Origin of the sequence: Bradyrhizobium sp. F1.4.3 (assembly GCF_040548375.1) — a bacterium.
Classification (GTDB): domain Bacteria; phylum Pseudomonadota; class Alphaproteobacteria; order Rhizobiales; family Xanthobacteraceae; genus Bradyrhizobium.
Window position 1 is genome coordinate 111,929 of sequence record NZ_JBEPRN010000010.1, and the last position, 25,696, is coordinate 137,624.

Annotated in this window: 27 protein-coding genes and 1 tRNA gene; 10 read left to right on the plus strand and 18 right to left on the minus strand. The window is 62.3% G+C overall.

The genetic code is table 11. The annotated features are described in order from the left end of the window. Nucleotides 1-60: 60 nt before the first annotated feature. The 8 genes from ABIB73_RS24215 to ABIB73_RS24250 form a co-directional block, all read right to left on the minus strand. A complete protein-coding gene (locus tag ABIB73_RS24215; RefSeq protein WP_354228051.1) occupies nt 61-822 on the minus strand; it encodes an ABC transporter ATP-binding protein in 762 nt (253 codons plus the stop codon). Continuing rightward, nucleotides 819-1,568 (minus strand): ABC transporter ATP-binding protein, encoded by a 750-nt coding sequence (locus ABIB73_RS24220; protein ID WP_354228053.1) that lies wholly within the window; start codon nt 1,566-1,568, stop codon nt 819-821. The genes ABIB73_RS24215 and ABIB73_RS24220 overlap by 4 nt, the downstream gene beginning before the upstream one ends. Next, on the minus strand, nt 1,565-2,557 hold the full coding sequence (locus ABIB73_RS24225; protein WP_354228055.1) for a branched-chain amino acid ABC transporter permease: 993 nt from the start codon (nt 2,555-2,557) through the stop codon (nt 1,565-1,567). The genes ABIB73_RS24220 and ABIB73_RS24225 overlap by 4 nt, the downstream gene beginning before the upstream one ends. Then, entirely contained in the window at nt 2,554-3,423 is an 870-nt protein-coding gene (locus tag ABIB73_RS24230; protein WP_354228057.1) for a branched-chain amino acid ABC transporter permease, read from the minus strand. Before ABIB73_RS24230 ends, ABIB73_RS24225 begins: the two co-directional genes overlap by 4 nt. 46 nt (nt 3,424-3,469) lie before the next feature. Further along, nucleotides 3,470-4,648: an ABC transporter substrate-binding protein gene (locus ABIB73_RS24235; protein WP_354228059.1), complete on the minus strand. Its 1,179-nt coding sequence runs from the start codon at nt 4,646-4,648 to the stop codon at nt 3,470-3,472. Between the two features lie 582 nt (nt 4,649-5,230). Beyond that, a complete protein-coding gene (locus ABIB73_RS24240; RefSeq protein ID WP_354228061.1) occupies nt 5,231-6,322 on the minus strand; it encodes an NAD(P)H-dependent flavin oxidoreductase in 1,092 nt (363 codons plus the stop codon). Between the two features lie 10 nt (nt 6,323-6,332). After that, complete coding sequence (locus ABIB73_RS24245; protein WP_354228063.1) at nt 6,333-7,046, minus strand: SDR family NAD(P)-dependent oxidoreductase; 714 nt, start codon at nt 7,044-7,046, stop codon at nt 6,333-6,335. A gap of 137 nt (nt 7,047-7,183) precedes the next feature. Then, nucleotides 7,184-8,098, minus strand: a complete 915-nt coding sequence (locus ABIB73_RS24250) for a helix-turn-helix domain-containing protein (protein WP_354228064.1) — start codon at nt 8,096-8,098, stop codon at nt 7,184-7,186. Nucleotides 8,099-8,361: 263 nt separating this feature from the next. Between ABIB73_RS24250 and ABIB73_RS24255 the strand changes: the two genes are divergently transcribed. The 5 genes from ABIB73_RS24255 (at nt 8,362) to ABIB73_RS24275 (ending at nt 13,335) form a co-directional block, all read left to right on the plus strand. Continuing rightward, complete coding sequence (locus ABIB73_RS24255) at nt 8,362-9,570, plus strand: acyl-CoA dehydrogenase family protein (RefSeq protein WP_354228065.1); 1,209 nt, start codon at nt 8,362-8,364, stop codon at nt 9,568-9,570. Nucleotides 9,571-9,667: 97 nt separating this feature from the next. Then, the gene (locus ABIB73_RS24260) at nt 9,668-11,050 is read left to right on the plus strand and encodes an FAD-binding oxidoreductase (RefSeq protein ID WP_354228067.1); all 1,383 of its coding nucleotides are present in this window, start codon (nt 9,668-9,670) and stop codon (nt 11,048-11,050) included. A gap of 306 nt (nt 11,051-11,356) precedes the next feature. Next, the gene (locus ABIB73_RS24265) at nt 11,357-11,497 is read left to right on the plus strand and encodes a hypothetical protein (protein ID WP_354228068.1); all 141 of its coding nucleotides are present in this window, start codon (nt 11,357-11,359) and stop codon (nt 11,495-11,497) included. Nucleotides 11,498-11,738: 241 nt separating this feature from the next. After that, complete coding sequence (locus tag ABIB73_RS24270) at nt 11,739-12,461, plus strand: winged helix-turn-helix domain-containing protein (protein ID WP_354228070.1); 723 nt, start codon at nt 11,739-11,741, stop codon at nt 12,459-12,461. 76 nt (nt 12,462-12,537) lie between these two features. Beyond that, the gene (locus ABIB73_RS24275) at nt 12,538-13,335 is read left to right on the plus strand and encodes an MBL fold metallo-hydrolase (protein WP_354228072.1); all 798 of its coding nucleotides are present in this window, start codon (nt 12,538-12,540) and stop codon (nt 13,333-13,335) included. Between the two features lie 140 nt (nt 13,336-13,475). Here ABIB73_RS24275 and ABIB73_RS24280 read toward each other — a convergent pair whose 3' ends face one another. From ABIB73_RS24280 to ABIB73_RS24295, 4 genes are all read right to left on the minus strand, one after another. Beyond that, nucleotides 13,476-13,604: a hypothetical protein gene (locus tag ABIB73_RS24280; RefSeq protein ID WP_256374932.1), complete on the minus strand. Its 129-nt coding sequence runs from the start codon at nt 13,602-13,604 to the stop codon at nt 13,476-13,478. Nucleotides 13,605-13,691: 87 nt separating this feature from the next. Next, nucleotides 13,692-14,153, minus strand: a complete 462-nt coding sequence (locus tag ABIB73_RS24285; RefSeq protein WP_354228074.1) for a universal stress protein — start codon at nt 14,151-14,153, stop codon at nt 13,692-13,694. Nucleotides 14,154-14,263: 110 nt separating this feature from the next. Further along, a complete protein-coding gene (locus ABIB73_RS24290) occupies nt 14,264-14,488 on the minus strand; it encodes a DUF4326 domain-containing protein (protein ID WP_354228076.1) in 225 nt (74 codons plus the stop codon). A gap of 108 nt (nt 14,489-14,596) precedes the next feature. Further along, nucleotides 14,597-15,250, minus strand: a complete 654-nt coding sequence (locus ABIB73_RS24295; protein ID WP_354228078.1) for a hydrolase — start codon at nt 15,248-15,250, stop codon at nt 14,597-14,599. Nucleotides 15,251-15,402: 152 nt separating this feature from the next. On the opposite strand from ABIB73_RS24295, the gene ABIB73_RS24300 reads away from it, so the two are divergent. Beyond that, complete coding sequence (locus tag ABIB73_RS24300) at nt 15,403-16,275, plus strand: LysR family transcriptional regulator (protein ID WP_354228080.1); 873 nt, start codon at nt 15,403-15,405, stop codon at nt 16,273-16,275. A 464-nt stretch (nt 16,276-16,739) separates the two neighbouring features. Continuing rightward, nucleotides 16,740-17,702 (plus strand): alpha/beta fold hydrolase, encoded by a 963-nt coding sequence (locus ABIB73_RS24305; protein WP_354228082.1) that lies wholly within the window; start codon nt 16,740-16,742, stop codon nt 17,700-17,702. A gap of 144 nt (nt 17,703-17,846) precedes the next feature. Here ABIB73_RS24305 and ABIB73_RS24310 read toward each other — a convergent pair whose 3' ends face one another. From ABIB73_RS24310 to ABIB73_RS24320, 3 genes are all read right to left on the minus strand, one after another. Further along, nucleotides 17,847-18,329: a tyrosine-type recombinase/integrase gene (locus tag ABIB73_RS24310; protein WP_354228262.1), complete on the minus strand. Its 483-nt coding sequence runs from the start codon at nt 18,327-18,329 to the stop codon at nt 17,847-17,849. A 171-nt stretch (nt 18,330-18,500) separates the two neighbouring features. Continuing rightward, a tRNA-Ile gene (locus ABIB73_RS24315) sits at nt 18,501-18,576 on the minus strand. Nucleotides 18,577-18,920: 344 nt separating this feature from the next. After that, a complete protein-coding gene (locus tag ABIB73_RS24320; protein ID WP_354228083.1) occupies nt 18,921-19,898 on the minus strand; it encodes a Bug family tripartite tricarboxylate transporter substrate binding protein in 978 nt (325 codons plus the stop codon). Nucleotides 19,899-20,005: 107 nt separating this feature from the next. Between ABIB73_RS24320 and ABIB73_RS24325 the strand changes: the two genes are divergently transcribed. Continuing rightward, entirely contained in the window at nt 20,006-20,983 is a 978-nt protein-coding gene (locus ABIB73_RS24325) for a TAXI family TRAP transporter solute-binding subunit (RefSeq protein ID WP_354228085.1), read from the plus strand. A 183-nt stretch (nt 20,984-21,166) separates the two neighbouring features. Here the strand turns inward: ABIB73_RS24325 and ABIB73_RS24330 are convergent, their stop codons facing one another. The 3 genes from ABIB73_RS24330 to ABIB73_RS24340 all read right to left on the minus strand — a co-directional run bounded on the left by ABIB73_RS24330 (nt 21,167) and on the right by ABIB73_RS24340 (nt 23,652). Further along, nucleotides 21,167-22,381 (minus strand): ABC transporter substrate-binding protein, encoded by a 1,215-nt coding sequence (locus tag ABIB73_RS24330; RefSeq protein ID WP_354228087.1) that lies wholly within the window; start codon nt 22,379-22,381, stop codon nt 21,167-21,169. Nucleotides 22,382-22,482: 101 nt separating this feature from the next. Then, nucleotides 22,483-23,376 (minus strand): substrate-binding domain-containing protein, encoded by an 894-nt coding sequence (locus ABIB73_RS24335; RefSeq protein WP_354228089.1) that lies wholly within the window; start codon nt 23,374-23,376, stop codon nt 22,483-22,485. Nucleotides 23,377-23,385: 9 nt separating this feature from the next. Continuing rightward, nucleotides 23,386-23,652, minus strand: a complete 267-nt coding sequence (locus ABIB73_RS24340) for a hypothetical protein (protein WP_354228091.1) — start codon at nt 23,650-23,652, stop codon at nt 23,386-23,388. A 30-nt stretch (nt 23,653-23,682) separates the two neighbouring features. Here ABIB73_RS24340 and ABIB73_RS24345 point away from each other — a divergent pair, with 30 nt between their 5' ends. Continuing rightward, entirely contained in the window at nt 23,683-24,522 is an 840-nt protein-coding gene (locus ABIB73_RS24345; RefSeq protein ID WP_354228093.1) for an ABC transporter substrate-binding protein, read from the plus strand. 54 nt (nt 24,523-24,576) lie between these two features. After that, on the plus strand, nt 24,577-25,683 hold the full coding sequence (locus ABIB73_RS24350) for a molybdopterin-binding protein (RefSeq protein ID WP_354228095.1): 1,107 nt from the start codon (nt 24,577-24,579) through the stop codon (nt 25,681-25,683). The last annotated feature ends 13 nt before the right edge of the window (nt 25,684-25,696 follow it).

Consider the following 25,696-nt stretch of genomic DNA (forward strand, 5'->3'; position numbering starts at 1 on the left):
CGCTCGCTTTAAGGACCGCTGAAGTCATCGAACCATTCGTACGTTCCTACGAAAATCGCGTCACCCTGGGATCGTATCCGCTGGGGCGCTGCTTGGTGGCTTGCCATCGGCGCTCCATTCCTTTTCGCTGGCCCCCGCCATGGAGCGGACCCGCTCCTCGTCGCCTGCCAGTGCTTCGGCTGTTCCGCTGTAGACGACAGAGCCGTCATCCAGCACATAGGCCCGATCAGCGATGGCCAGGCTGACACGAACATTCTGCTCAACCAGCAGAACGGCGATACCTTCCTTGCGCATTGCCTGGATGATCTGAAAGACTTCCTTGACGAGCAGGGGAGCCAACCCCTGGCTCGGCTCGTCGAGCAACAGCAGTTTGGGATTCAGAAGGAGCGCTCTGGCGATGGAGAGCATTTCCTGCTCGCCGCCGGACAGTTGGCGGCCGCGATTGTCCCTTCGTTCAGCCAAGCGCGGAAAGGTTTCGAAGACCCGCGTGATGGTCCAGGGGCCGGGCCGCTGCATCGGTACCCGCAAATTGTCTTCGACAGTCAGGTTTGCGAAGATCTTGCGACCCTCAGGCACATAGCCGACGCCGAGCGACGCGACTTGATAGGTCGACATCCGGCTCGCTTCGGTCCCGAATATCCTGACGTTGCCTTCGCGAGGCGGGGTGAGCGCCATGATACTGCGCAGTGTCGTCGTCTTGCCGGCGCCGTTGCGGCCGAGCAGCGCCACGATCTCGCCTTCGTTCACGGTCAGGCCCACATCGTGCAGAATGTGGCTCTTGCCGTAAAACGTTTGCAGACCCGCGGCCTCGAGTGGTGTCATCCGATTTCCCCAAGATAAGCTGCCTGCACCGCCTCCGACGCCGCGATCTCCTTCGGCGGTCCCTCGGCGAGCAGACGGCCCTGGTCGAGGACAGTGATGTAATCGGCCAGATGAAAGACCACCCGCATGTCATGCTCGATCAGGACGATCGTATAGTTGCGTTCGCGATGCAGGCGGCGGATCAGGGCGGTGACCTCGTAGGTCTCCTGATCGCCCATACCGGCCGTCGGTTCATCGAGCAGCAGCAGTCGCGGTAGCTGCGCGAGCGCCATCGCTATCTCTGTCGTTCGCTGATCGCCATGCGCGAGTTCGCCGACACGCCGATCGGCCTTGGCCGTGAGCCCCACCTGCGCCAGCATTTCGGCCGCGACATCGTTGGCGAGCTTCGCAGCGGCCTTGCTCCGCACCAGATGCAACGTCTGCCCCGCCGCCACCTCGGCTGCCGTAAGCACGTTTTCGTGGACGGTCAGTTCGGGAAAGATTTCCGTGATCTGGAAGGTGCGGCCCATGCCGAGTCCGACCCGTTTGTGTGCAGGTTGCTGTGTTACATCGCTTCCCTCGAACAGGATTGAGCCCTTGGTGGGTGCAAAATAGCCGCTGATCATGTTGAAGAAAGTCGTCTTGCCTGCCCCGTTCGGGCCGATGATAGCCCGTAACTCGCCGCGTTTAACGGACATGGAAACATCGTTCACGGCAACGAGGTTGCCAAATCGCTTCGTGACGTTACGAACCTCGAGCATGCTCATTCCGAACTGCGCTGGCGCCGCATGCCGAGCAGGCCGCGCGGAAAGAAGAGTACGACCATCACGAAGATCGTGCCGACAAAGGACATCCAGTTCACGGTCATCGACGATATATAGTCCTGAAGCACGACGAACACCGCCGCGCCAAGTAGCGGTCCCCAGAACGTCCGCATACCGCCCATCACGCACATGACAACGAAATAGCCGGAGAGGGAGTAATGCAGGGCCATCGGATCGGCGAAATTGTTGAGCAACGCATAGAGCGTGCCGGCAAACGCGGTAAAGAAGCAGGAGATCGAGAACGAGAGCCAGATCTGGCGCTCTACCGGGATGGCCAGAAAGCGCGCACGGCGTTCATTCTCCCGGATTGCCCGCAAAGTATGGCCGAAGGGCGAGCGAACCAGCAGGCCGAGCAGAGCCACGGCAATCGCGAAGACCGCCAAGAGGAAATAATAGAATTGCGGTCCGCCCGCGGTGATGTCGAGCGTCAACCGCCCGAATCCGATTGGTGCGCGGTGAAAGTCGCGCAGCCCGTCGAAGCCGCCGGTGAAGTCGTTCCAGCTGTAGGCGAGATAGTACCAGAGTTGGCCGAAGGCGATCGTGCACATCGCAAAATAGACACCGCGCCGGCGTACGATCAGCAACCCGAACAGAGTGCCGGCCAACCCACCGAGCAGCGTTCCGGCGAGCATCGCGATGGGCGTGCTGTGCACGAGATATCGCAGTGTGAGGCCGGCGCCATAGGCGCCGAGCCCGAAATATGCCGCGTGGCCGAAGCTCAATACGCCGGTAAATCCAAGCAGCAGGTTGAGCCCCATCGCCGCAAGGCCGAAAACCAGGACACGCCCGGCGAGAGCGGTATAGCCGCCGAGCAACGGAAGCCAGTAGGGGGCCGCAGCCAGAAGCGCCCAGATGATGACCAGCCTGACCCAGTTCGGAACGGCCAATTGTCTTGACGCCGGTGCGGCTGCGATAGTGACGTCGCTGCTCATGACATCATCCCTTCCTCGCCCATCAGGCCGCGGGGACGAAGCAGAAGCACAATCATCATGATAGCATAGATCACCGCTTCGCTCGCGGTGGGGATAAACACAGTGGTCAGGGCCGCCGCCATCCCGATCAGGAGTCCGCCGAACAGCGTGCCGATCAGGCTTCCGACGCCGCCGACAATGATGGCGATGAAGCTCGGCATAAGGAGATCGTCGCCCATGTTGGGATTGAGGCCGATCTGCCCGGCGGCAAGCACTCCGCTCAACCCGGCCAGCATGCAGCCGAGCGCGAAATTGAAGGTCCGCAGGAAGCTGATATTGACCCCCAGCGAAGCCACGGTCTCTAGGTCGAGTGTGCCTGCCCGGATGCGTATGCCGACCCGCGTGTAGCGCAGGAATCCGAACAGGCCGAGTACCGTCACGATGACGACCGTCACCATGAAGATACGGTACCAGGTGATGAAGAACAGTTCGGCGCTGACTGGCCGCGATAGAAAATCAGGCAGGCCCAGCGGCAAACCGTTGGGTCCCCACACATAGCGCGCGATATCCTGCATCACGAACGCAAATCCGAACGTGAGCAACAGGCTGTAGACCGGATCGCGGTTATAGACGCGGCGTATCATCAGGCGCTCGATGATGAGGCCGATCAGCGCAGTGAGCAGCGGCGAGACCAACAGTGCTCCCCAATATCCCAGCGCCGGCGACAGTGTGAAAGCGAGATAGCCGCCGAGCGCCAGGAAATTGCCGTGAGCGAAATTGATGACGTTGCTGAGGTTGAGGATGAGCGACAGGCCAAGCGCCATCAATACATAGAAGGCGCCGATGATAAGGCCGTTAGTCACGTTATACAGTATGACCTGCGTCATCCGCCCTCCTGTGCGCGCCAAAAGCCTGGCCGAAATTGTCGGCGAGTCAGGCCGGCTCCACCATCTTGCAGCCGGTATCCGAGACCGAACCCGCGGCCAGCTCACCCGGAACCAAAGCAGAGACGGTGAACACGTCGTCCGGGCCGGACTTCGCAGGATGCGCCTCGCCGACAAAGATGTTCGGCATCAGCTCATGATCGCCGGCGCGGTAACGCACCTTGCCCGGCTGCAATGCCACGTCGGGCGGCAGCTCGAGGTCCTCCAGCGCCTTCGCCAGTTTCGGGCCTTCCAGCGACTTCGCTTTTTCTGCCGCCAGTCGCACCGAATGCATCGACACGTAGCCGAACCAGTCACGCGCGGAGGGCGTCTTTTTGGTCGCGGCTCGGTAATCGGCGACAAACTTCACCACTTCAGGCACGTTGGGCTGGTTCCACCACCACTCCATGTCCCACCAGCCGGTCTGAGCATCCGGCGGACAACCCTTGATGCTTTCCAATTCGAACAGCGCGCCGCCGAGCGCCATCTCCTTCTGCATGCCGAACTGCGTGAATTGCTTCATGCAGTTGATCTGCGTCAGCCCGCCCATATTGTTGAGCAGCACGTTCGGCTTGTAGCCTTTCGCCTTGATGAGGGTGGCGGAGAAGTCGGTATTGTTGATGGGCAGCATGTCCCCTTCAAAGGTGCCGCCGGCCTTGGTGAGTGCCTTGACGAAGGCGTCCTGCAGGGTGTGACCGTAGGCATAATCGGGCGTAACGAAGAACCATTTCTTGCCGAACTTCTTCACTAGTTCCGGCGTTACCGCATTGGCATCCATTGTCGTGGTGTTGCAGACCCGGAACACATTCCATTTGCAATTCGAACCCGTGATGGGATCGGTATGGCCGCCCCCTACAATATGAAAAATCTTCTTCTCATTGGTGACCTGCGACATTGCGTAGGCGATGCCGGAGTTGACGTCGCCGATGATGACGTCGACCTTGTCACGGTCGATCAGCTTTCGCGTCTTCTGCACGCCCGTGCCGACGTCGTTTGCCGAGTCCTCGACCAGCAGTTGGACCTGACGGCCCAGAATGCCTCCCTTTTTATTGATTTCACCCTCGGCGTATTTTGCGCCGTCGACTTCACTCTGCGCCAGTGCCGAGAGAACGCCGGTTAGCGGGTTGACCATGCCGATTCGGACAGGCTCGTCGGCGAGCGACTTGACGACAAATGGCGCGCCGATCACCTGGCTGGCGCCAAGCGCCAGCGCCGATTTGATGAGTGTGCGACGGCCAATCGAGACGCGAATGATCTTCATTTTCAGGCCTCCCTCTCTGCTGCTTGGTCCGCATGCTATTGTTGCGAACTGGTGAGGTTGCTATGGCAGCAATTCACGGCACCCGTTGATTTCGCAAAATACGATCAGGTGCGGCGCGGCAATTTTTTTGGAGTTGGAGAGACGCACAACGCCATCCTTGCATCAAACGGATGCTTCAGCTGTTGTGACACCGCCCGTGTGTCAGATTGCCTCACTTTGGTTTTGCCGACAAATGGACATTGGTCTAACGATCGACATTGTCAGCGCGTTAGTTGCAGTGCATGACCGGGCATTGGTGCAGTGCGCAAGCGGCTGCGCCGTGAGACACCGGTTGCGGGTGATACGCGCCGGTGCCAAGCTTCCCGCCAAGTCTGCTGGCCGGGCAAACGGGAATGCGATCGCGTTCGTTTTGCTTTGTCGAGATTGTTTCTGGTGCGAAATGGGTGCGGTCCGCGACCGTCTGTCCGGTAGCTCACTTACGCAACGGCGAGAAGCCGTCGACGGCGTGGCCTAGCTTCGCCCAAGCTGGCGCAGGCGCGCGGTCGCGTCCTTCACAACGGTCTCGATCAGCATCTTCGCAGGCATCTCCCGGGCAAGCGCCGCCGCCTGCCCTGACCAGAGTGGCGTGAAATCGCTGCTTCCCCTCTGCTCGGCAGCAGCCCGCAACGGCGGCAGCTCACCCATGGGTAATGGAAAGTCCGGTGCCGCGTCGGACCAGGGACCGATCTCGACGGCAAGGCGATTGACAAGAGCCCGCGCCGGTCGTCCGGAGAACACGTTCGTCACAACCGTCTGGTGCGCGCACGCTTGCCTCAGGGCATCGCGGTGCAGCGGTGGCGTTGCCGCCTCGGCACAACGCAGAAAGGCGGTCCCGAGCTGCGCGCCCGAGGCTCCAAGTGCCAGCGCAGCGGCAACCCCGCGTCCGTCTGCGATGCCGCCAGCAGCGATCACCGGCACACCGGCCACGTCGGAGACCTGCGGCACCAAAGCCAATGTGCCGACCTGCGAGGCGACCGCGGAGTCTCGGTCGGGATCGAGGAACATGCCTCGATGTCCGCCGGCCTCGAAGCCCTGGGCAATGACGGCATCGACGCCGCGCTCCTCAAGCCAGCGCGCTTCATCGACCGTCGTCGCCGATGAGATCACTTTGCAGCCCGCCGCCTTGATCCGCGTCATCAGCGCGGGCTCCGGCAGGCCGAAATGGAAGCTCACCACCTCAGGCCTCACGTCCTCGACGACGGCGCAAACGGCTTCGCCAAAGGGCGCGAGATCGACGCGCGGCGGCGGTGTCGTGGGATCGACGCCCAGCTCCGGATAATAGCGCGATAGCCTGTCGTGCCAGGCACGCTCGCGGGCAGGATCAGCCTCTGCCGGATCGTGGCAGAAAAAATTGACGTTGATCGGCTTCGCGGTCAGCCGCCGCAGCCCTGCAACGCTCTTGGCGACGAGTTCCGGACTCATCGTCGCGCAGCCGATCGAGCCGAGGCCGCCGCCGTTTGAGACTGCGGCGGCGAGCCCCACCGTGCCGAACCCGGCCATCGGCGCCAGCACAAGCGGATGCTCGATTTGAAATAGTTCAAGAAGCCGCCTGTCGGGCCACATAATGCGTCTCCTACCAGCGGCCGGCGGAGGCACCGCCATCGACGTGCATTATCTCGCCGGTGACGAAGGCCGCGTGCTCCAGGTACATCACGGCATCGACGATCTCCTTCGTCTCGCCCAAACGGCCCATCGGCTGCAGACGGGCAAGAAACGGGTGCGCTTCCGGCGAATGCATCGGCGTATCGATCACGCCCGGCGAGACCGCGTTCACGCGGACATGCCGGCTGGCGTATTCGATGGCGAGCGAGCGCGTGACCGCGTTGAGAGCGCCCTTGGTGAGGGTAGCAAGCGCTGCCGGCAGCGCGGCCATTGGTTGTTCCGCGATCGTCGCCGTGATATTGACAATGTGGCCTGACCCCACCTGCAACATGCTGGCCGCGACCCGTTGCGTCAAATGGAAGAAGCCCGCGAGGTTGATCGAGACGATCTTTGCGAAATCGGCTTCGGAATATTCGGTAAACGGTTTTGCAACGAACATTCCGGCGTTGTTGATGAGCGTATCGATCCGTCCGAAGCGCTCGATGGCTAATTTATAGATGTCTTCGGCCGTCTCCGGACAGGCGATATCACCCGCGACAGCGAGCATCGCCGGATCATTGCTCTTGCCAATCGTGCGCGCGCTGGCGACGACGCGATAGCCAATCTCGCGATAGGCTTTCAGCAAGCTCGCGCCAATGCCGCGCGACGCCCCGGTGATGACGGCGACCTTCGCTTCGGATGTCATGTTCGCTCCTGTCACGCAATTGAAGGTATGGACGAGCGAATAGATGCCTCAATCGGGGCGATGCGGCTTGGCATCGCCTGCTCAGCTATTGTCATTTCTTGCGGTCGCGCGCGCGGACTGGTTACGTCGGTAACAAGTCAGGTCAGCAGGCTGCGCCGATATTGCGCCGGCGTCTGCCCTGTGGCTTGCCGAAAGGCACGGGTGAAATTGGCGTGGCACGAAAACTTGAGCGTGAGCGCGATATCGATCAGAGGTCGGTCCGCATCGCAGAGCAGTTCCTTCGCGCGTTCGAGCCGCCTCGCGCTGACATGGCGATGCGGCGATCGGCCGACAGCGGCCTTGAAGGCGCGCGCGAAATGAAACTGGCTAAGGCACGCGACCGATGCAAGCCGCGCCACTGCCAGATCGCCATCCAGATTGGCTTCAATATAGTCGAGCACGCGCGACAGTCTGCGTCGGTCGAGTCCCTCCTGTGCGACCGGCGTCAAGAATCCAGGCGGTGGCGCACAGACATGGTTCTGGACCAGTCTTGCCATCAGACTAAGAGCCAGGGTTTCGGCGAGCAGGCTGCCTGCGGAAGTCTCGTGCTCGAGTTCAGACATGATGGCATAGGCGATCTCGGCGAGCAGCGGATCCTGGAAGCCGCCCCGGTGACGCAGCGGCCCCATCGCCGCTGCACCGAATCCCTCATCTAAGCTCTGTGGCGAGAACCGGCTCGGAGGAAGATAGAGATGCAATATCGCCGGCACCGGCTCGGACATGTCGATCAGGCCTTCCTGCACGCCGGCGGGACGAAGCCAGATGGTTCCGCGTTCAGAGACGGTGGTATCGGTGACACCATCCAGCCGCCGCGTGATCACGGCTCGACTGCCGCTGATATCCACACAGACCTCGGTGTCAGGCTGCGGACTATTCCAGGCGACCGTATCGCTGTGGCTACGAAGCTCTGCCGCGAGGTTCGACCAGCCCCGCGCGGCGGAAGACGCCAGCAGCCCGGCGGTGCCGTACTTATTGAATCTGTGCTCGCCTGACAGATTCGGCTGACGCGCCAACTCTTGCTTTCCACCAGATGAATGCACGTGGACCTACCTTTGCTGAAATGCGCCTGTCGGCCTGACGGCGGTAATGTGGTCGGTTCGAACAGGAAGCGCAATTCTTGCTGGCGGCCGATCACCCAGGTGCGATCCGGCAGAGTTCAAGTGCCCCGTCCGGTTACATTCGAAACGCAGGTTCCCGCGAGCTGCAATCGAACCGTAGTTTGCCCATTGCAGACTGCTTGCTCCATTCCGATCCCTACCTCGAAGAGGATAGCCCGATGACAACGCTTCTCGACAAGAAACGGTCAGAGACCAGCAACGTCCAGAATCCCGACAGAGCCACATTGGATCAGGTACTTTCGCGCATCACCGCGCTCGCGCCCATGGTCGCGCGGCTCGCTCCCGACATTGAGCAAGATCGGCGACTGCCGGCGGAACTCGTGTCCACTCTCAAATCGGCAGGGATCTACGGCATGCTTTTGCCCCGGCGCTACGGCGGCCTGGAGCTTGATGCGCCAAGCGCCCTTCGGGCGGTCTCGGCCCTGGCCAAGCTCGATGGGTCGGTGGGCTGGAATGCGATGATTGGCAACAACGCGAGCCTCATTCCGTTTCTGGCGAGCCCGGCCCTGTGCGCGGAAATCTACCAGGACGGAAAGAGCAAGGTCGTTGCCGGCTCAGGTCAGTCGGGTGGCACGGCCGAGCGCGTTCCCGGCGGATGGAAGGTAACCGGCGCGTGGCCGTTTGCCAGCGGGTGCCAAAACGCCGAGTGGATCGCGGCCACTTGCGTGATGATGGAGGGCGGTTCCCCGATCGACGCCGCGGACGGACCCGGCCCGATGACCCGCACCTGTCTCATGCCGGCCGAACACTGGGAGATCCGGGACACCTGGCACACGTTCGGCCTCAGGGGCACCGGCAGCCACCACGTTGCGTTGGCGGACGTGTTTGTTCCCGACGAGAATTTTTTCGAGTTTCCGTTCGGAGTCTCGTTCGCGCCTGAACCCATCTTCAGCAAGATCCCCGAGGTCTTCTTTCTGTTGCATGGCGCCGTTTCCGTGGGGATCGCCGAGGGCGCCATCATGGACCTTGTCGAACTGGCGCGGACCGGCGTCAAACAACTGTTCATGACCACCCCACTGGTGGAGACCGAGCGCTTCAAGGAGAACCTGGCACGGCTTGATGCCGAACTCATGGCGGCGCGCGCGCTGCTTGAGGCGCAGATCGCCCGGGTTTGGCAAAATCCCGAGCGAGCGACGGCGAAGGGCCTGGCCCGCATGGCGGAACAACTGCAAGCGGTGGCCTGGATCGCCTCGGCCTGCGTCCGCGTCGCCGAAGGCTGCTTTGAACTCGCCGGAAGCAGGGCCGTGTACGAAAGCTGCTCGCTGCAACGAAGGGTGCGGGATCTTCGCGTCGCGGCCCAACACTTTGCAGCCCAACCGCGCAACTACGCGACGGCAGGGGTCGCCGTGCTCGCGCGCCTATCATGAGCGCACAGGATGGCAAAGCCGCCCTCGTCACCGGGGGCGAGCGCGGCATCAACCACGCCATCGGCCGATAAGGAGAGTCATTTAAGGAGAGTCATTAATGCGTGTAATGAACATACAAACGATTTCGAAGTCGGCCGCGGCGCGTGAACTGCGCGCCGTGATGCAGGGAAAAGTCGTGTCGCGCGACGACGATGACTATGCTCGCACGCGGCAGATATGGAACGGAGCAGTTAAGAACCAGCCGGCGTTATTTGCGGTGTGCGAGACGTCCGCAGATGTGCAGGCGGCAGTGCAGGCCGCGCGGCGGCACCGCCTGCCGCTGTCGGTGCGCGGCGGCGGGCACGACTGGGCGGGGCGCGCGCTGCGCGACGATGGGCTCGTCATCGACCTCACCGGGATGCGCGATGTGGCCGTGGATCCGCGAGCGCTTGTAGCCACCGTCGCGGGCGGCGCCCGGGCCAAGGATCTGGCCGTGGCCGCCGGCACCCACGGCTTGGTCGCGGCATTGGGCAACTGCGGCACGGTCGGCGTGGCCGGCCTGACCCTGGGCGGCGGCTACGGCCCCCTCAGCGGTACCTGCGGCCTCGCGGCGGACAACCTGCTCGGCGCCGAAATCGTGCTGGCGGACGGGCGACGCGTGACAACCGGTCCCGACGCGGAGCCCGAGCTGTATTGGGCCTTGCGCGGCGGCGGCGGCAACTTCGGCGTCGTGACCTCCCTGCGCGTTCGCCTCCATCCGACGCGCGACATGCTCGCCGGATCGATCATCTACAACTGGAACGAGGCGGGCGCGGTCCTGCGCCGCTACGCGGCATTCGCGGCGGCGGCGCCCGACGAACTCGGCGTGGCCGTCGGCGTGATGTCCGGCCCGGATGGCCAACCCGTCATCATGGTCGTGCCGCTGTGGAATGGCGAGCGGCGTCAGGGCGAGCGCGTCATGGAAGACGTGCAGGCTTTCGGCACGCCGCAATCCGCCCAGGTCGGACCGGCGACCTACGCCGACCTGCTCGCCCAGTTCGACGCATGGGTGGAGGCCGCGGACGGCTACCACTGGGAGATCCGGACGCGCTGGCTGCCCGCGCTTACCGCAGGCGCCGCCGATGCGATCATCGCGGCGAAGGCCCGCGCGGCGTCGCCGCATTGCTCGATCTTTTGGCACCACTTCCACGGCGCAGCAACGCGGATGGCGGCGGACGGCGCCGCATTCGGCGTGCGCCGCGAGCACTTCATGGTGGAGATCGTCGCGGGTTGGAAGCCCGATGGGGACGACGGCGCGGCGCACCGACGCTGGGCACAAGATCTCTGGCAGAGCCTCGCCCCGTTCGCCCTGCCGGGCGGCTACGCCAACCTGCTGGGGCCGGATGATCGCGAACAGGCGGCGGCGGCCTATGGCGGCAACGCCACCCGGCTCCGGATGATCAAGCGCCGCTTCGATCCCGATGGGGTCTTCACGTCCGCCACTCCGCTGCCGCAGGGGTGACGCTCCAACGCGTCCGAGCCAAAGCGCTCAGCCCCTCTCCACGTCGTAGCGCAGCCCATCCAGCAGCCCGATCATGCACCGAGCCCGCGCGGGATCATCACCGTCGCGGGTCGACGCGCCTAGGCTCGCGACCGCCGCCAGCAGGTCGTACGGGTCGACGCCGGCGCGGAAGGAGCCCGGGGACGCCGCCGCCCCGAGCAAATCCTGTAACGCCGGCCGAAGCCGCTCTCGAAATAGGCGTGCGGCCGGGGGCGCCCGAGTGAAGCGCCAAACGAGGCTTCGCGGCGCGCGTCCACTCCGGATTTCATGAAGACCGCCGGCGCCGCCTGCAGCAGCGTGTTGAGATTTGCGCTGTGCGTCGGCTCGGATGGGGCGTTCGGCGCGATCATCGCGCTTCGTCACTTTCCTCTGTTCTTTCTTCCCGGCCACCACCAGCCCGTTGCTTGACGGAACGACGTTCCGGCATGGCGGTCAATCGCAACATGCGCTGTCACGGCGCTAATGCCTGGTCGTCGTCAACGCGGAACAGTTTCCGTCGCGTTCTAAAGCGATCAACGGTTTCGTGAAATATGAACCAGTTCACAGTCTTGCATCGCTGTCCGGGTTAACCGGCTCGGAGAATTCCGGTCGTCGATTGAAGGATTGATGAGATCGGAATCAGGCCTGATGACAAATGGGAATCGAAGACATGAACCAGGACACCGGATCGACAGGCTATATCCTGATCATCAATAATGATCCCGCCTTGCGACAGACGGTGAGTGGATACTTTTCCGACCACAATTTCCCCGCCCGTTGTGTGTCCAGCTGGAGCGAGTTGAAATGCAACGGCACGCATCCCAGCTTGATCATCATGGATCAGTCACACGGGCTGAATGACGGCCTGGATCAATTGCGATCAATCCGGTCGAAATCAGATATTCCAATCATCGTCACCAGCCACCGCGCCGACGAAATTGATCCTATCGTCAGCCTCGAACTTGGCGCCGACGATTACATCGTAAGGCCCAGTCCCAGGGAGTTGCTCGCACGTACGCGCGCCATATTGCGACGGCGGCAACTGCCGCGTGCCGCACAAATTCGCGATCCGGAACGGGGCGGCTATCGATTCAATGGCTGGCGGCTCGATCGTTACAGGCGAAGTCTCGTAGACCCCAATGACGCACCGGTTTTGCTGAGTAAAGGTGAGTATGCCTTGTTGCTGGCGTTTCTGGATGCACCCAAGCGAGCTCTTACGCGCGAGCATCTGCTGCATGCGACGCGAGTTCATGAGGACATCTTCGATCGGAGCATCGATGTTCAGGTCTTGCGGCTGCGGCGCAAGTTGGAGATTGATCGGAATGCGCCGCGCATGATCCAGAGCGAGCGCGGCATTGGCTATGTTTTTGCGCCTCCGGTGGAGCGGTTCTGAACAGTTACAGCGGTGACGGAGAGATTGCGCACGAGCTTCGCATCTGCGCCAGCATGCTCGCTGCGCTCACAGTTTTGTGTTCTCGAAACTGGAACGCTCGATCGGCGCTGCCGGTTTGCGTTTCGCAGTGGAGGCCTTTCCGGGGATTCTGCCGATGGCTGTGAAGCGTGTGATCGATGGTGTGCACGTTGTCCCGATGGGGTTGGCAAACGCCTTCCTGATCGAAGGCGACGACGCCTTGACGCTGATCGACGCCGGTTACCCGGGTAAGGAGGCCGCCGTCTTCGGAGCGATCCGCGGGCTTGGCCGTTCGCCAGACCAGCTCAAGCACCTGATTTTTACGCACGGCCACCCTGATCATATCGGCAGTGCCGCAGCGATCGTGCGGGAAACCGGTGCGAGGACCTACATGCACTCGCTCGATATCCCGATGGCCGAGAGTGGAGGTCCTTTTCGGCCGATGAGGGGAGCACCTGGTCTGTTGGGGGAAGTGATATGCAAGCTGTTCTTCCATCCCGACGAGCGATTGGAGCCTGTTGCCATCGACCGGCCCTTGACCGATGGAGAAACACTGCCCATCGCCGGAGGCATCGAAGTCATCCATGTTCCCGGGCATTGCGCGGGACAGGTAGCCCTGCTGTGGCTTCCGGGACGCATGCTGTTCGCGGGCGATGTGTGCACGAACGTCATGGGCCTCGGTGATCCCGTCGGCTTCGAGAATTTGAACGACGGTCGTGCGAGCCAGCGCAGACTTGCCAGTCTTTCATTCGATGCTGCCGGGTTTGGCCACGGCCCGCCTATCGCCCGCGATGCATCGACGCGGTTCCGCGATAAGTGGGGCGCCGAGGAAGCGCGCCCCAAATGGGCTGCCTGACAGGAGAGACGCCTGCTTTGGGCCGAACCCGGCCGAAGCGAACGACACGGGGGATATTTCAATGGACTACGCAACGACCGATCTGGTGCTGGCGATCGTGCATCACCTGCTGGTGTTCATGCTTGCCGGCTGCGAGAGCATCACCGCACCCCCGTGCCTTTGCAGCGCTGGCACTTCACCACCTTGTCGCCCTTCTTGAGCAAACCTTTGCCTTCACAATTTTTGCATTTCTGCTTCTTCTTGATGTTCGGGCCTTTTTCACTAACCATGAAATTCTCCTGCCGCTAAAGAGCGGTCAACGTTTCTTGTGCGGGAGCTCAGCGCAACAGCCAAGCGGAGCCGGGTAAGTCGCTGCACTATGCCGGCTTCGGCACGACCAACACGGGAATGCTTCCGTCCACCAGGACCTCGGATGTTTGGCTGCCAAGGAACAACTTCCTGAGGCCGCGACGCCCATGAGAGGCCATGACGATCAAGTCGTATCCCCCAAGCTTTGCCGTTTCAATCATCGCAGTGGCCGGGCGCGCATTCGGAACATGCAAGAATTCCGCAGGCGTGCCGATCTGCTCCGACATGGCGCGCGCCTCGTCAAGCACTTTGCCCGCACGGGCCTTGCAGGCCGCGTCAAAGCTGTCAACCTCCTCCTGCGTAGGAATCCATCCCGAGGCGTGTCCGCTCCCAAAGTCGACCGGCAGCGCTTCCGTCACATTGATGATCGTCAGCCTGGCGTTCAGGGCCTTCGCCAAGGCAATACCATGCTCAACGCCTTTTCGCGCGACGTCTGATCCATCCGTGCTCAAGAGAATGTTGGCGTACATCCGGTGGCTCCCTTGCTCGTCGAACAAAGTGATGCCTGGCCAATATGGTCCGATACGCGCCATGGGTCCATTACTACAGGCACAGCTACTATGGTGACTGTGCACTTAATTCATTGGCCTTCGAATCCGCGGAAGCAGCCGAAGTCATTGAGTGCACCGTAATCGTAATCGAGAGTATCTATGGCCGGCAGCAGCTGGCGGTCGAACAGATTGCAGACCTGGTCGCCGTGCTCCTTGATAGCGAACCGGTTGCCGTAGGGCGAGCTGCGGCCGACGTAGACCGCGTCATCCGGCGCATTGCGGTGATGGACGTTGTAGACTCGAGGCACAGGCATCAACCACCCAACTCGTGTTTCATCCACCTTGGTTGGGTCATTACATCGATCGGTGGTGAGGGTGACGAGGCCCGCAACGGTTCGAGGATCCTCATCACCCAGTTCAACTCAGCCTGCGCTTTTCGGTACCGGAGTGTTGAGCAGCTGCTGCTCCCACAGGAACGCGATGCCACTACCGCCGGCATGCTGCAGGATCACCTCCGTCAGCTTGGCAGCTTGGTCGGCCCTGGCCCAGTCGCGCTGCCATTCGGCCGCCACTGCCAACCAGGTCATCATGTTGGCGCCGGCGGTAATCATGCGCTGGATGGCGACCTCGTGGGCCTCGACCGAAACGGCACCGGACGCATCTGTGACCACGGTGACGTCCCAGCCTTCGCCGAGGGCCTGGATCGTCGGCATCGCGACGCATATCTCGGTCCACAGACCAGCGATGATCAGCTGCTTGCGGCCCGTGGCCTTGACCGCGTCCACTACCTTCTTATCCTGCCAGGTGTTGATGAACGTCCGGTCGATCACCTCCTGTCCGGGGAACACTTCGGTGATCTGAGGGAAGAGGAGGCCACCTCGCTCGGCAATCACGCTCGTTAGGATCGTGGGGACATCGAAGGCCTTTGCTGCCTTCGCGAGAGCTGCCGTGTTGTTGATCACCATCTGCGGTTCATGGCTGTTCACGTTCGCAAGCTGGTAGGGTTGGTGGTCGATCAGAACGAGCACTGAGTCTTCGGGACGAAGAAGCGAAGCAAGGCCGTTACGAAGTTGCATCATGACATCCTTTGTTGCCGTTGAACGCGGCATCGGTTTTGGGGAGACGCTCGCCACAGGCGGCGTCACCTGGAGGGCTTATTGCCGTTCCCGTGTTCGATGCGGTAGTACCGTTTTGTGGCAAGCTGTGTCGCGAAAGGAGGAACGCCAAAGTGGACATCGAAGAGCTACGGACATTCGTAGAAGTTGCTGATGCTGGCGGAGTTTCGCCTGCTGCGCTCCGGCTCGGCGTCTCCAAGTCAATCGTCAGTCGACGGCTCTTGCGGCTTGAATCGGAACTTGGTGTCCAGCTTCTTGCACGAACCACCCGCGGCGCCGCTCTAACGGAAGCTGGGGCGACGTTCCGAGACTATGCTGCGAGGGTCTGCACCGAAATCGACGTGGCCAAAGAGACGATCCTGCCTGCCGGAGAGCTTCGTGGACGCTTGCGAGTTGCTGTGCCGCTGTCCTTCGGCTCGAACTACTTCGCCCCCGTGATGGCGGAAATGGCGCGACGACACCCCCAGCTCCAAATCCACACCTGCTACAGTGACCAATTCGTTGATCTCATCGCAGAAGGTTATGACTGCGCGATTCGGATTGGCTATCTTCAAGACTCAAATTTGATCGCCAAGCGTGTCGGACCGATCTACGGCAAGTTCGTTGCGAGTCCTGGCTACATCAAAGAGCACGGGTCGCCTGAGACACCCGAGGAACTCATCGCCCATCAAGCTCTCATGCAGGGCACCGAAACTTGGCAGCTCATGGATGGCGACAAGTTCATCACGGTTCGTCCACAGGGGCGCTTCAAGGCCGACAACGGCACAGCTCTGGTGGCCGCCGCAACAGCAGGGCTCGGGATTGCCTACCTCCCGGATTTTCTCACCAATGAATGGTTGGCATCGGGGCGGCTTGTTTCAGTCATGACCCGTCATCCACCACCTCCGGCGGGTGCCTATGTCATCCGCCCGCCAGGCCAGCATCCCGCGCGGAAGATCCGAGTCCTCACAGAATTGCTGATCGAGCATTGCGATCCGGTCAAGTGATTGATTTGCTGGTGGGCCCGGCAGGACTCGAACCTGCAACCAGACCGTTATGAGCGGTTTGGATCAGCAGAACGCCCTTGTTATCTCGGGGTTTTTTACGTCGATAATTTGCGATCTTCTGCGTTCGTTCACGCTCATGCGGGACCCAACCGGGACCCCGAGAGGACCCGAAGAACAAAGGAGAACAGCTGATTCCGTCATGCCTATGCGTTACCACCGATGCTCTGAATCTACTTCCGTCTTCGGCGGCATGGCGGACAGGGTTGGACTTACTATTGCCGCAACCCGGTCGCGATTGACCCGAAGCCGACCTTGCGCCGATGCTGCCGGAGGCGCGGTGCGGGCTCGAAAATAAATTCGTATAGCATGTCGTTTTGGCGGTCCGCCGTTCGACTGGGTGTCGGCGGAGCCACTTCGGTTGTGGCTGGGGCTCACAATGTGACTGGATCTTACGGAGGTTGGCAATGACGATCTCGCATCGATTTATCGAGACAAATGGCATTCGAATGCACCTGGCCGAAGCAGGGAGCGGCCCCACCGTGCTTCTCTGCCATGGCTTTCCGGAGTGCTGGTATTCGTGGCGGCACCAATTGGAAGCGCTCGCTGCCGCCGGATATCGCGCCATCGCGCCCGACATGCGTGGTTACGGGCAGACGGACAAACCTGATGCGATCGATCAATACACTCTATTGCATTTGACCGGAGACATGGTCGGATTGCTCGACGCGATCGGCACGGATCAAGCAGTCGTTGTCGGACATGATTGGGGAGCGCCGGTCGCTTGGCGCTGCGCTCTGTTCAGACCGGATCGATTTAGGGCCGTCGTTGGCTTGAGCGTGCCGTTTCAGGTGCGTGGTCCCAACCGACCAAGCACCGTCATGCCGAGGACCGAAAAGCAGCGCTTCTATCAACTGTATTTCCAGACGCCGGGCGTTGCCGAGGCAGAACTCGAAAAAGACGTCCACAACGCAATCAAGACGACATTGTTCGCCCTATCTGGCGATGCGCCGGTTGAAGATCCTGCGTCGCTCACGATGCTTCCTAGTGAGGGGGGTTGGCTTGATGGGAAGCCTACAACCCAATCATTGCCGACGTGGCTCACGGACAGTGACATCGAATTTTACGTTGAAGAGTTCAAGCGCACCGGCTTTGGAGGAGGTTTGAATTGGTATCGCAACATTGATCGCAATTGGGAGTTGCTCGCACCATGGTCCGGCGCAAAGGTTCAGGTCCCGGCACTCTATGTCGTTGGCGATCGAGACGGGGTTTACAGATCGCCGAGTTGGAGCCATCTCGTCCCTAGCCTGAAACAGTTCGTGCCCTTGCTTCGCGAGACAATAATCTTGAAAGGTTGCGGTCATTGGACTCAGCAAGAGCGCGCCAAAGACGTAAGCAATGCGCTCCTGGAATTCCTGAAACAGTTATAGATCGCGAACGGGGACTTGCGTAGACGCGGAAAGCAACGCAATGTGGCGTTTTGTGCATTGGCACATAGCGTCATTTCGCTGCGCTGCGGAATTTGGCCGCTGCCCGGGCATGGCGGACTTTGGCAAGCCGTCCGCCCGGCAGATTTATAGTTTCCCGGCCCAGATTGCTCGAATGCTGCGAGTGCGGACGGCTGGCTTGGTAGTCTGCGTGGCGCCGACGACGCGCTTGGTCGTCTCCCTCTTGCGAGTGATCGCGCCCGAGGCCTCCCGCATGTAGTCGGGATGGTGGTGGCCGTAGGTATCGATCAGAACCTTCACCGACATGCCGAGGTAGCCGGCCGCTTCCCATGGATCAGTGCCCAACTGCATAAGCCAGGTCGCCGCCGTGTGGCGCAGCGTGTGCGGCGTCACGTTGCCGTCCGATAGCTCGAGTTTCGCCACCTCCACGGCGCGAGCGAAGCCGGTCTTGACCGACTTCACGCCCTTGCCCTGCCACTCGACAAAGTGGTTGGCGATGATCTTCTTGTCGTACCAGCGCCGCATGTGTGCCAGCAGACGGTCCGGCAGCGGCACGGTGGGCTGACGCTTGTTCGTCGCTCGCCGGCCGATCGCAAGCCGATGATACAGGCCGCTGTCGAGGTCGACGTAGGCGTGGCCCTGCTTCTTGAGGCGTGGTGGTTGATCGCCGCTCGGAGATCCTCCAGGTCCCGGCGAGCGCCGCCGCTGATGCCGAAATCGAAGCGGGACCCGAAGCGGGACCCGCGAAAATCGTCGATCTCAGGAAATGCGCATATTCATTGGTGGGCCTGCCTGGACTCGAACCAGGAACCAGACCGTTATGAGCGGCCGGCTCTAACCATTGAGCTACAGGCCCCGCCGCGAGACGCCCGCGGGATCGCGCGGCCGGCAACGGTGCGCGGTTCGTTTACAGGGATGGAGGCGGGGGTGCAATGCTGGCTCTGGCGGATCGCAACGCCGGCGCAGCATCGACTGAAATTTTGAATTACCGAAATTGACGATGATGCACTTATGCTCCTGTTTTGCCCGACAAGTCAAATTGCCCTGCCGGGGCCCGATTTTTCGCTTCCGTAACCCCTTGTGATCGCTTGATCTTTCTACTGTGCATGGGGTTGTTTTCGGCATTTTTGATTGGAGGGGCCTACCGGTCTCCCCTCCGATGTCTTGCTGGCGAGCTGCAAGCTCGCGGCAGATCGCCGCCTAGTCCACCGAAACCCCCGCGAACTCCACCACCTTGCGCCACTTCTCGGTCTCGTCAGCGACCAGCTTGCCGAACTCGGCCGGCGTCATCGGCTTGGGGATGCCGCCGGTCTCGGCGAGGCGCGCCGCCAGCTTCGGGTCCTTCAGCGCCTCGTTGACGGCCTTGTTGAGGAGCTCGACCACCTCGGGCGGCGTGCCCTTCGGCGCGGAGATGCCGTAGAAGCCGACCGATTCGAATCCTGGCACGGTCTCGGCGATTGCGGGAACGTCGGGCACGCTCGGCCAGCGCTGCGGCGAAGTCACGCCGAGGGCGCGGACGCTGCCGCCGCGCGACTGCTCCAGTGCGGACGGCAGATTGTCGAAGATCAGCTGCACCTTGTTGGAGATGATGTCGGGGAAGGCGATGGCCGAGCCGCGATAGGGCACGTGCACCATGTCGCACTTGGTCATCACCTTGAACAGCTCCGCCGACATGTGCACCGAGGTGCCGTTGCCGGACGAGGCAAAGGAGATCTTGCCGGGATTGGCCTTGCAGTAGTCGATGAACTCCTGAACGGTCTTCACCGGCATCGCATTGGAGACGACCAGCATGTTGGTGAGCTGCATGATGCTCGCGACCGGCACGGTGTCGCGCAGGAAGTCGAACGGCAGCTTCTTGTAAAGCGAGGTCGAGATCGCGTTGTTGGGCGCGACGAACAGCAGCGTATAGCCATCTGCCGGCGCGTTGATCGCGGCACCGGCCGCGATGTTGCCGCCGGAGCCGGCGCGGTTCTCGACGATGAACTGCTGGCCGAGACGGTCTGACAGCCATTGCGCCATGATCCGCGCCACGATGTCGACCGGGCCGCCGGCGGAGAAGCCGATGATCCAGTGCACGGGGCGGTTGGGGTAGTCGGCGGCGGAGGCGGGAGGTGGTGCACTGAAAAGGCCTGAAATAATCGCGAGCCCGAAAACACTGTTACGCAAAATTCGCAACATGACGCCTCCCATTGTTCTATTGTCGTTGGGCTGCATGCTTTCACAAAAACCGCCCGCTGCCTACATCGTCGGAAGTCGATGTTGACGCGGAGCGGCCGGGACTCATCATGAAATTCGCATTCGTCATCCTTCTCGGCGCGGCGCTGCTCGCAAATTCCCTTGCAAGTCCCGCTGCTGCCCAAACCGGAGACAGGGCCATTTCAAGCACCACGATCAGCTTGGGCACCGCGACGCCCGGCGGCGGTTTCCCGCTCTATGGCAACGCCTTTGCCGAGGTGATGAACGCGGCCGATCACGCGTTGACGATTGCCCCGCGCAACACCAAGGGCAGCAACGAGAACATTCCGCTGTTGGAAAAGGGTGAGCTCGATCTCGCGCTGGTGGCAGGCGAGCCAGCCTACGAGGCCTTTGCGGGCATCGGCCGCACGCCGGTGCGGTTGAAGATCCTCACGGCGATCTATTCCAATCCCGGCATGTTCGTGGTGCGGGCGGACAGTCCCTACAAGACCATCCGCGATCTCGTCGGCCAACCCGTTGCGTTCGGTGCCAAAGGTTCGGGCTTGCCGATCCTGGCGCGCTATGTGCTCGATGGTCTCGGCCTCAAGCAGGACGAGGACTTCAAGGCGGTTTATCTCGACCGCGCCGGCGATGGCCCCGCGATGGTCGAGGACGGACGTGTCGCAGCACTCTGGGGAGCCGGCATCGGCTGGCCCGGCTTTGCGGCGGTGGCATCGAGCGCATCAGGCGCGCGCTTCATCGCGCCGAGCGCTGACGAGATCGCGCGCATCCGCGCCAAGCATTCGTTTCTGAAGCCGCTCACCGTGCCGGCTGGCAGCTACCCAAAGCAGACGGAGCCGATCGCCTCGCTCGGCTCATGGAGCTTTGTGCTGACGCGCGAGGACCTGCCGGACGATGTCGCCTATCGGCTGGCGAAGACGTTGCACGGCGCCGAGGCGACGTTCTGCAAGAAGCTCGCACAGGCCTGCGAGACCACGGCGTCGAATACGGTCGCGGCGGCGCCGAAGCCGGAGCTGATTCATCCGGGTGTGATGAAGTACTTTCGCGAGATTGGTGTGGTGAAGTAGCGAAGCGCTTACTTCCTTCTCCCCTTGTGGGAGAAGGTGGCGCGAAGCGCCGGATGAGGGGTTCTATCCAAGCGCTTCAATGTGTGAGGTTCATTCGCGGAGAGAACCCCTCACCCGGCTTCGCTTCGCGAATCCACCCTCTCCCGCAAGGGGAGAGGGTACACCGTCAGCGCGGCTACGCCGTCACTTCTTCACCATCGCACACGCCGGGTCCGGCGGACCGAACGCCTTGTCGCCCGAAATGGTCGTGAGGATCTTGTAATAATCCCACGGATATTTGCTCTCTTCCGGCGTCTTCACCTGCACCAGCCAGAGGTCGTGCACCATCAGATTGTCATCGCGTAAGCGGCCGTTGCGGGCGAAGAAATCCTCGATCGGCTTTTCCCGCATCTTCGCGGCGACCTTGAGCGGATCGTCGGTGCCGGTCTCCTTGATCGCGTTGAGATAATGCATCACGCTTGAATAGACGCCGGCCTGCCACATCGACGGCATCTTGTTCATTTTGGCAAAATAGCGCTTCGACCATTCGCGGGTCTTGTCGTCCATGTCCCAGTAGAACGACGTCGTCAGCAACAGGCCTTGGGCTGCCTGGAGACCGAGGCCGTGGATGTCGGTGATCAGCGCGAGCAGCGCCGCCATCTGCTGGCCGCCCTTGAACACGCCGAACTCCGAGCCGGTCTTGATCTCGTTCATGTTGTTGGGTGGCCCGGCGGCAATGCCGATGATCTTGGCCTTGGAGGCCTGCGCCTGCAGCACGAAGGAGGAGAGGTCTGGCGTCGCCAAAGGCGGCCGCACCGAGCCCAGCACCTTGCCGCCATTGGCGTTGACGACGCTGGAGGCGTCGCGCTCCAGCGAATGGCCGAAGGCGTAGTCGTCGGTGATGAAGAACCAGCTGTCGCCGCCGCGCTTCACCACCGCGTCCGCCGTGCCGACCGCGAGTGCGCGGGTGTCGAACACCCACTGGATCGCGTAGGGCGAGCAGAACTTGCCGTGGAAATCCGCGGTGCCGGTGGAATGGGTGATGAACAGCCGCTTCTTCTCGTTGGCGATGTTCTGCACCGCGAGCCCGACCGCCGAGACCGGTACGTCGACGATCAAATCGACCTGGTCGACGTCGTACCAGCGCCGCGCGATCGCGCCGCCGATATCGGCCTTGAGCTGGTGGTCGCCGATCACGATGCTGATCGGCTTGCCGAGCACCGTGCCGCCGAAATCGTCGATCGCCATCTGCGCCGCCGTCACCGAGCCCTGGCCGGTCGGCGCGGAGGCCGGGCCGTTCATGTCGGTGAGCACGCCGATCTTGACGACATCGTCGGAAACCTGCGCCGACGCCGCGCCCGACATCAGCGTTGCCGCCAAGGCGGCAGCGACCGGCAGTCCAAATCTCGCTGGATTCACGCTTGTCCTCCCCTGATCCGGCTCGTTGGCCGGTGTTGCGTCCGGGTATGGGCCCGGCTGAATTGGTTTCTTTTGCAACTATTTGGGGTCGGGCGTCAATGTCAGGCCGCGAAGCGGATCTGCCCTGCCGGCGAGGGATCGTAGCCGGTGAGCTCCTCTGCGCGCTGCCGCAGCCGCCTTTCGCTGAGGAATCTGATCAAGGCCTGCATCGGCGGGCGGAAATAGCTGCGCTGTCGCATCGCGAGATCGAAGTTTTCCCAGACCAGCGGCACGAAATCGAGGCCCGCCGAGCGCGCCGCCGCGCGTGTCGCCACCCCGCAATCGGCTTGTCCCGCGCGAACCACTTCGGCGAGATCCGGCCCGGTCAGGCTAGGCGTCTCGACCCGGCGCAAATCCCGTGTCGTAGCGCCCGCGCGCTTCAACAGCATGTCGAGCAACATCTGCGCGCCTGTGCCCTGTTGCCGCATCGCCATCCTGGCGCCGAGCGCGAGCACATCTGAGAGGCCGCGCAGCCGCTTGGGATTGCCCGGCGGCAGCACGAGACCCTGCTCGCGGCGCACGAACGCGACCAGCAGCGCATCATGCAGGTCCGGAGCGTCGCGCAGCGCTGTTGCGCTGGCATCAGAGGCGAGATTGCCGGAGGCGTCGAGGCCGTGGAAGTGCACCGCCACGGCCATCACCTCGTCGCGCTGCAAGCGCTCGAGCCCGCGCGCGCTCCCCTCGCTCATCGATCCCAGGCCGGAGCCGGACTCGCGCAGGCTCCAATCCAAGAGCTCGTCCTGGCTGCCGCCCACCACAGGCGGTGGCTCCGTGCTCAGCATGCCGGCCGGGCGCGCCAATCCGGACAGCACCCAGAGGTCGAGCTCATGCCGGGGAAACAGCCACTTTCCGGTCACCTTGCTACAGGGGATCGCACCATTGGTGACGAGTTCGTAGAGTTTGCGTTCGCCAAGGCGGAGATAGTCAGCGGCTTCACTGGTCGTCAGGAATTCCATCCTGCATTCCTATGCAAATTCTTGCTTCTTTTTGACGTTCGACGCAGGTGGAATTCTGCACTTCAGTTTCGGTCCGCGCGAACCATGCCTGATGATCTCGTTGCTTTGCAACACATCCTGACGCGTGTTTCGATCCTGGTTGACGATCTTTATCACCAGTGTGGTTGCCGACAGGCGGCGCAGCCTGCCTTTCGGTAGTGGCTCAATCCGAATTCTACCTCCTGGTGTTGCCGCAACGGTCAAACGCGTCACGAGTGCGGCGCAATCGATCATCATGATTGCATCGCATTCAATGGGAACCCCTTCATGGCCGTTCGCCGACTGTCCGTTGCGTTGACACTTCTCTGCGGTTTTGCCGCGGGCATTCCGGCGTCGCCCGCCGAGGACCGCGCGATCGTCCTCGCCTCGACGACAGCGACGCAGGCTTCTGGCCTGCTCGATTATTTGCTGCCGATCTTCACCGCCAAGACCGGCATCGAGGTGACGGTGATCGCACGACGTGCCGATGAGGTGCTCGACGGGGCGCGAAAGGGTGAAGCCGATGTTGTGTTGATGCACGCCCGGCCGCAGGAGGAAAAATTCGTCGCCGACGGGTTTGGCACAAAACGCTTCGACGTGATGTACAACGACTATGTGCTGATCGGGCCGAAGAGTGATCCCGCCCGCGTCAAGGGCAAGGACATCGCGACCGCGCTGAAGGCGATCGAGTCCAAGGGCGTGCCGTTCGTGACCCGCGGTGATCGCTCCGGCACCCATGCGGCCGAGCTCGCACTCTGGATCGTCGCGGGCATCGACATCGCCAGCGTCAAGGGTGCCTGGTATCACGAGGCCGGGCACGGGCAGGGCATGACTGCGGCCCTCGACGCCGCGCACGCGGCGAACGCCTATGTGCTGTCCGATCGTGGCAGCTGGATCGGCTTCAGGGATCGCGGCGATCTCGACATCGTCGTCGAAGGCGACAAGCGGCTGCTCAATCAGTACGGCGTGATGCTGGTGAACCCGGAAAAATATCCGAACGTGAAGAGGGAGCTGGGGCAAGCCTTCATCGACTGGCTGATCTCGCCGGAGGGGCAGGGAGCGATCGCCGGCTACAAGGTCGACGGGCAGCAGGTGTTCTTTCCGAACGCGGACAAGTCGGGCGGCTGATGTTCGCAGCACCAGCGGTTGCCAAACCGGGCGATGCGTGGTCCATCATGGCGCATGATCCAGCGCCTGCCGCCAAGGCTCACACCGCTCGACACTGCGCTCGCCGCGCTGCTGCGAGGCGTTGATCCGATCGCATCGGTCGAGTTGCTGCTGACGGAAGCGGCCGGTTGCATCGCGGCGGGGACACCGCTGCTGACGGCCTATCCGTCGCGCGACATCGCCGCCGCCGACGGCTGGGCGTTGCGCGCCAACGATCTCGTCGGTGCCTCTCCGTATTCGCCACTGCCTCTGACCGGGCTTCCAGTGTGGGTTGATGCGGGTGAGGCGATGCCGGAAGGATGCGACTGTGTGCTCGATGCCAACGCAGTCGACGTGTCGGGGCCGCTCACGCTGGTGTTGGCGGAGAGTGTGCCGGGGCAGGGTATCAGGCGCACCGGCACCGACGTCCCCGAACGCACGCCTGCGGCCGCAGATGGATATCCGATCAGTGCAGCGGGTCTGTTGCTCGCGCGCAGCGCCGGCGTGGAAAGGCTGAGCGTGCGGCGGCCACGGCTGCGCATCGTCAACGTGCCGGGCGCAACAGCGACGGTGCAAATGATCGCAGACATCGCGCGCGGGGCCGGGCTGGATGTGAGTGCGCACGAGGCCGGCGCGCGCGATGCGACATCGATCGCGGAGGCGCTCGACGCGTCCGCCTGTGATCTCCTGCTGACGATCGGCGGCAGCGGCGTCGGCCGCCGGGATGCTACCGTTGCCGCGCTGGCTGAGTGCGGGGCCGTGTTCGTCCATGGCCTTGCGCTCCTGCCTGGACGCACCGCCGCAGTTGGGCGTCTTGGAAAAGTTCCCGCCGTCGCCTTGCCCGGCTCGCCCGATCATGCGCTCGCGGCTTGGCTTGCACTGGTGCTTCCGCTGATCGACCGATTGTCGGCGCGGCGGCCGCGTCGGTCGGCGAGCTTGCCGCTCGCGCGCAAGATCGCTTCCAATGTCGGCATCGCCGAAATCGCGCTGCTGGCCGAGGAACATCATGCGTGGATGCCGCTTGCAGTGGGCGAATGGCCGCTCCAGGCAATCGCCCGTGCCGATGCATGGCTGCTCATTTTCGCTAGCCACGAGGGATTTGCAGCGGGCGCGCCAGTCGATGCCTATCTGATGCGGGAATGATATGGGTTCCGAC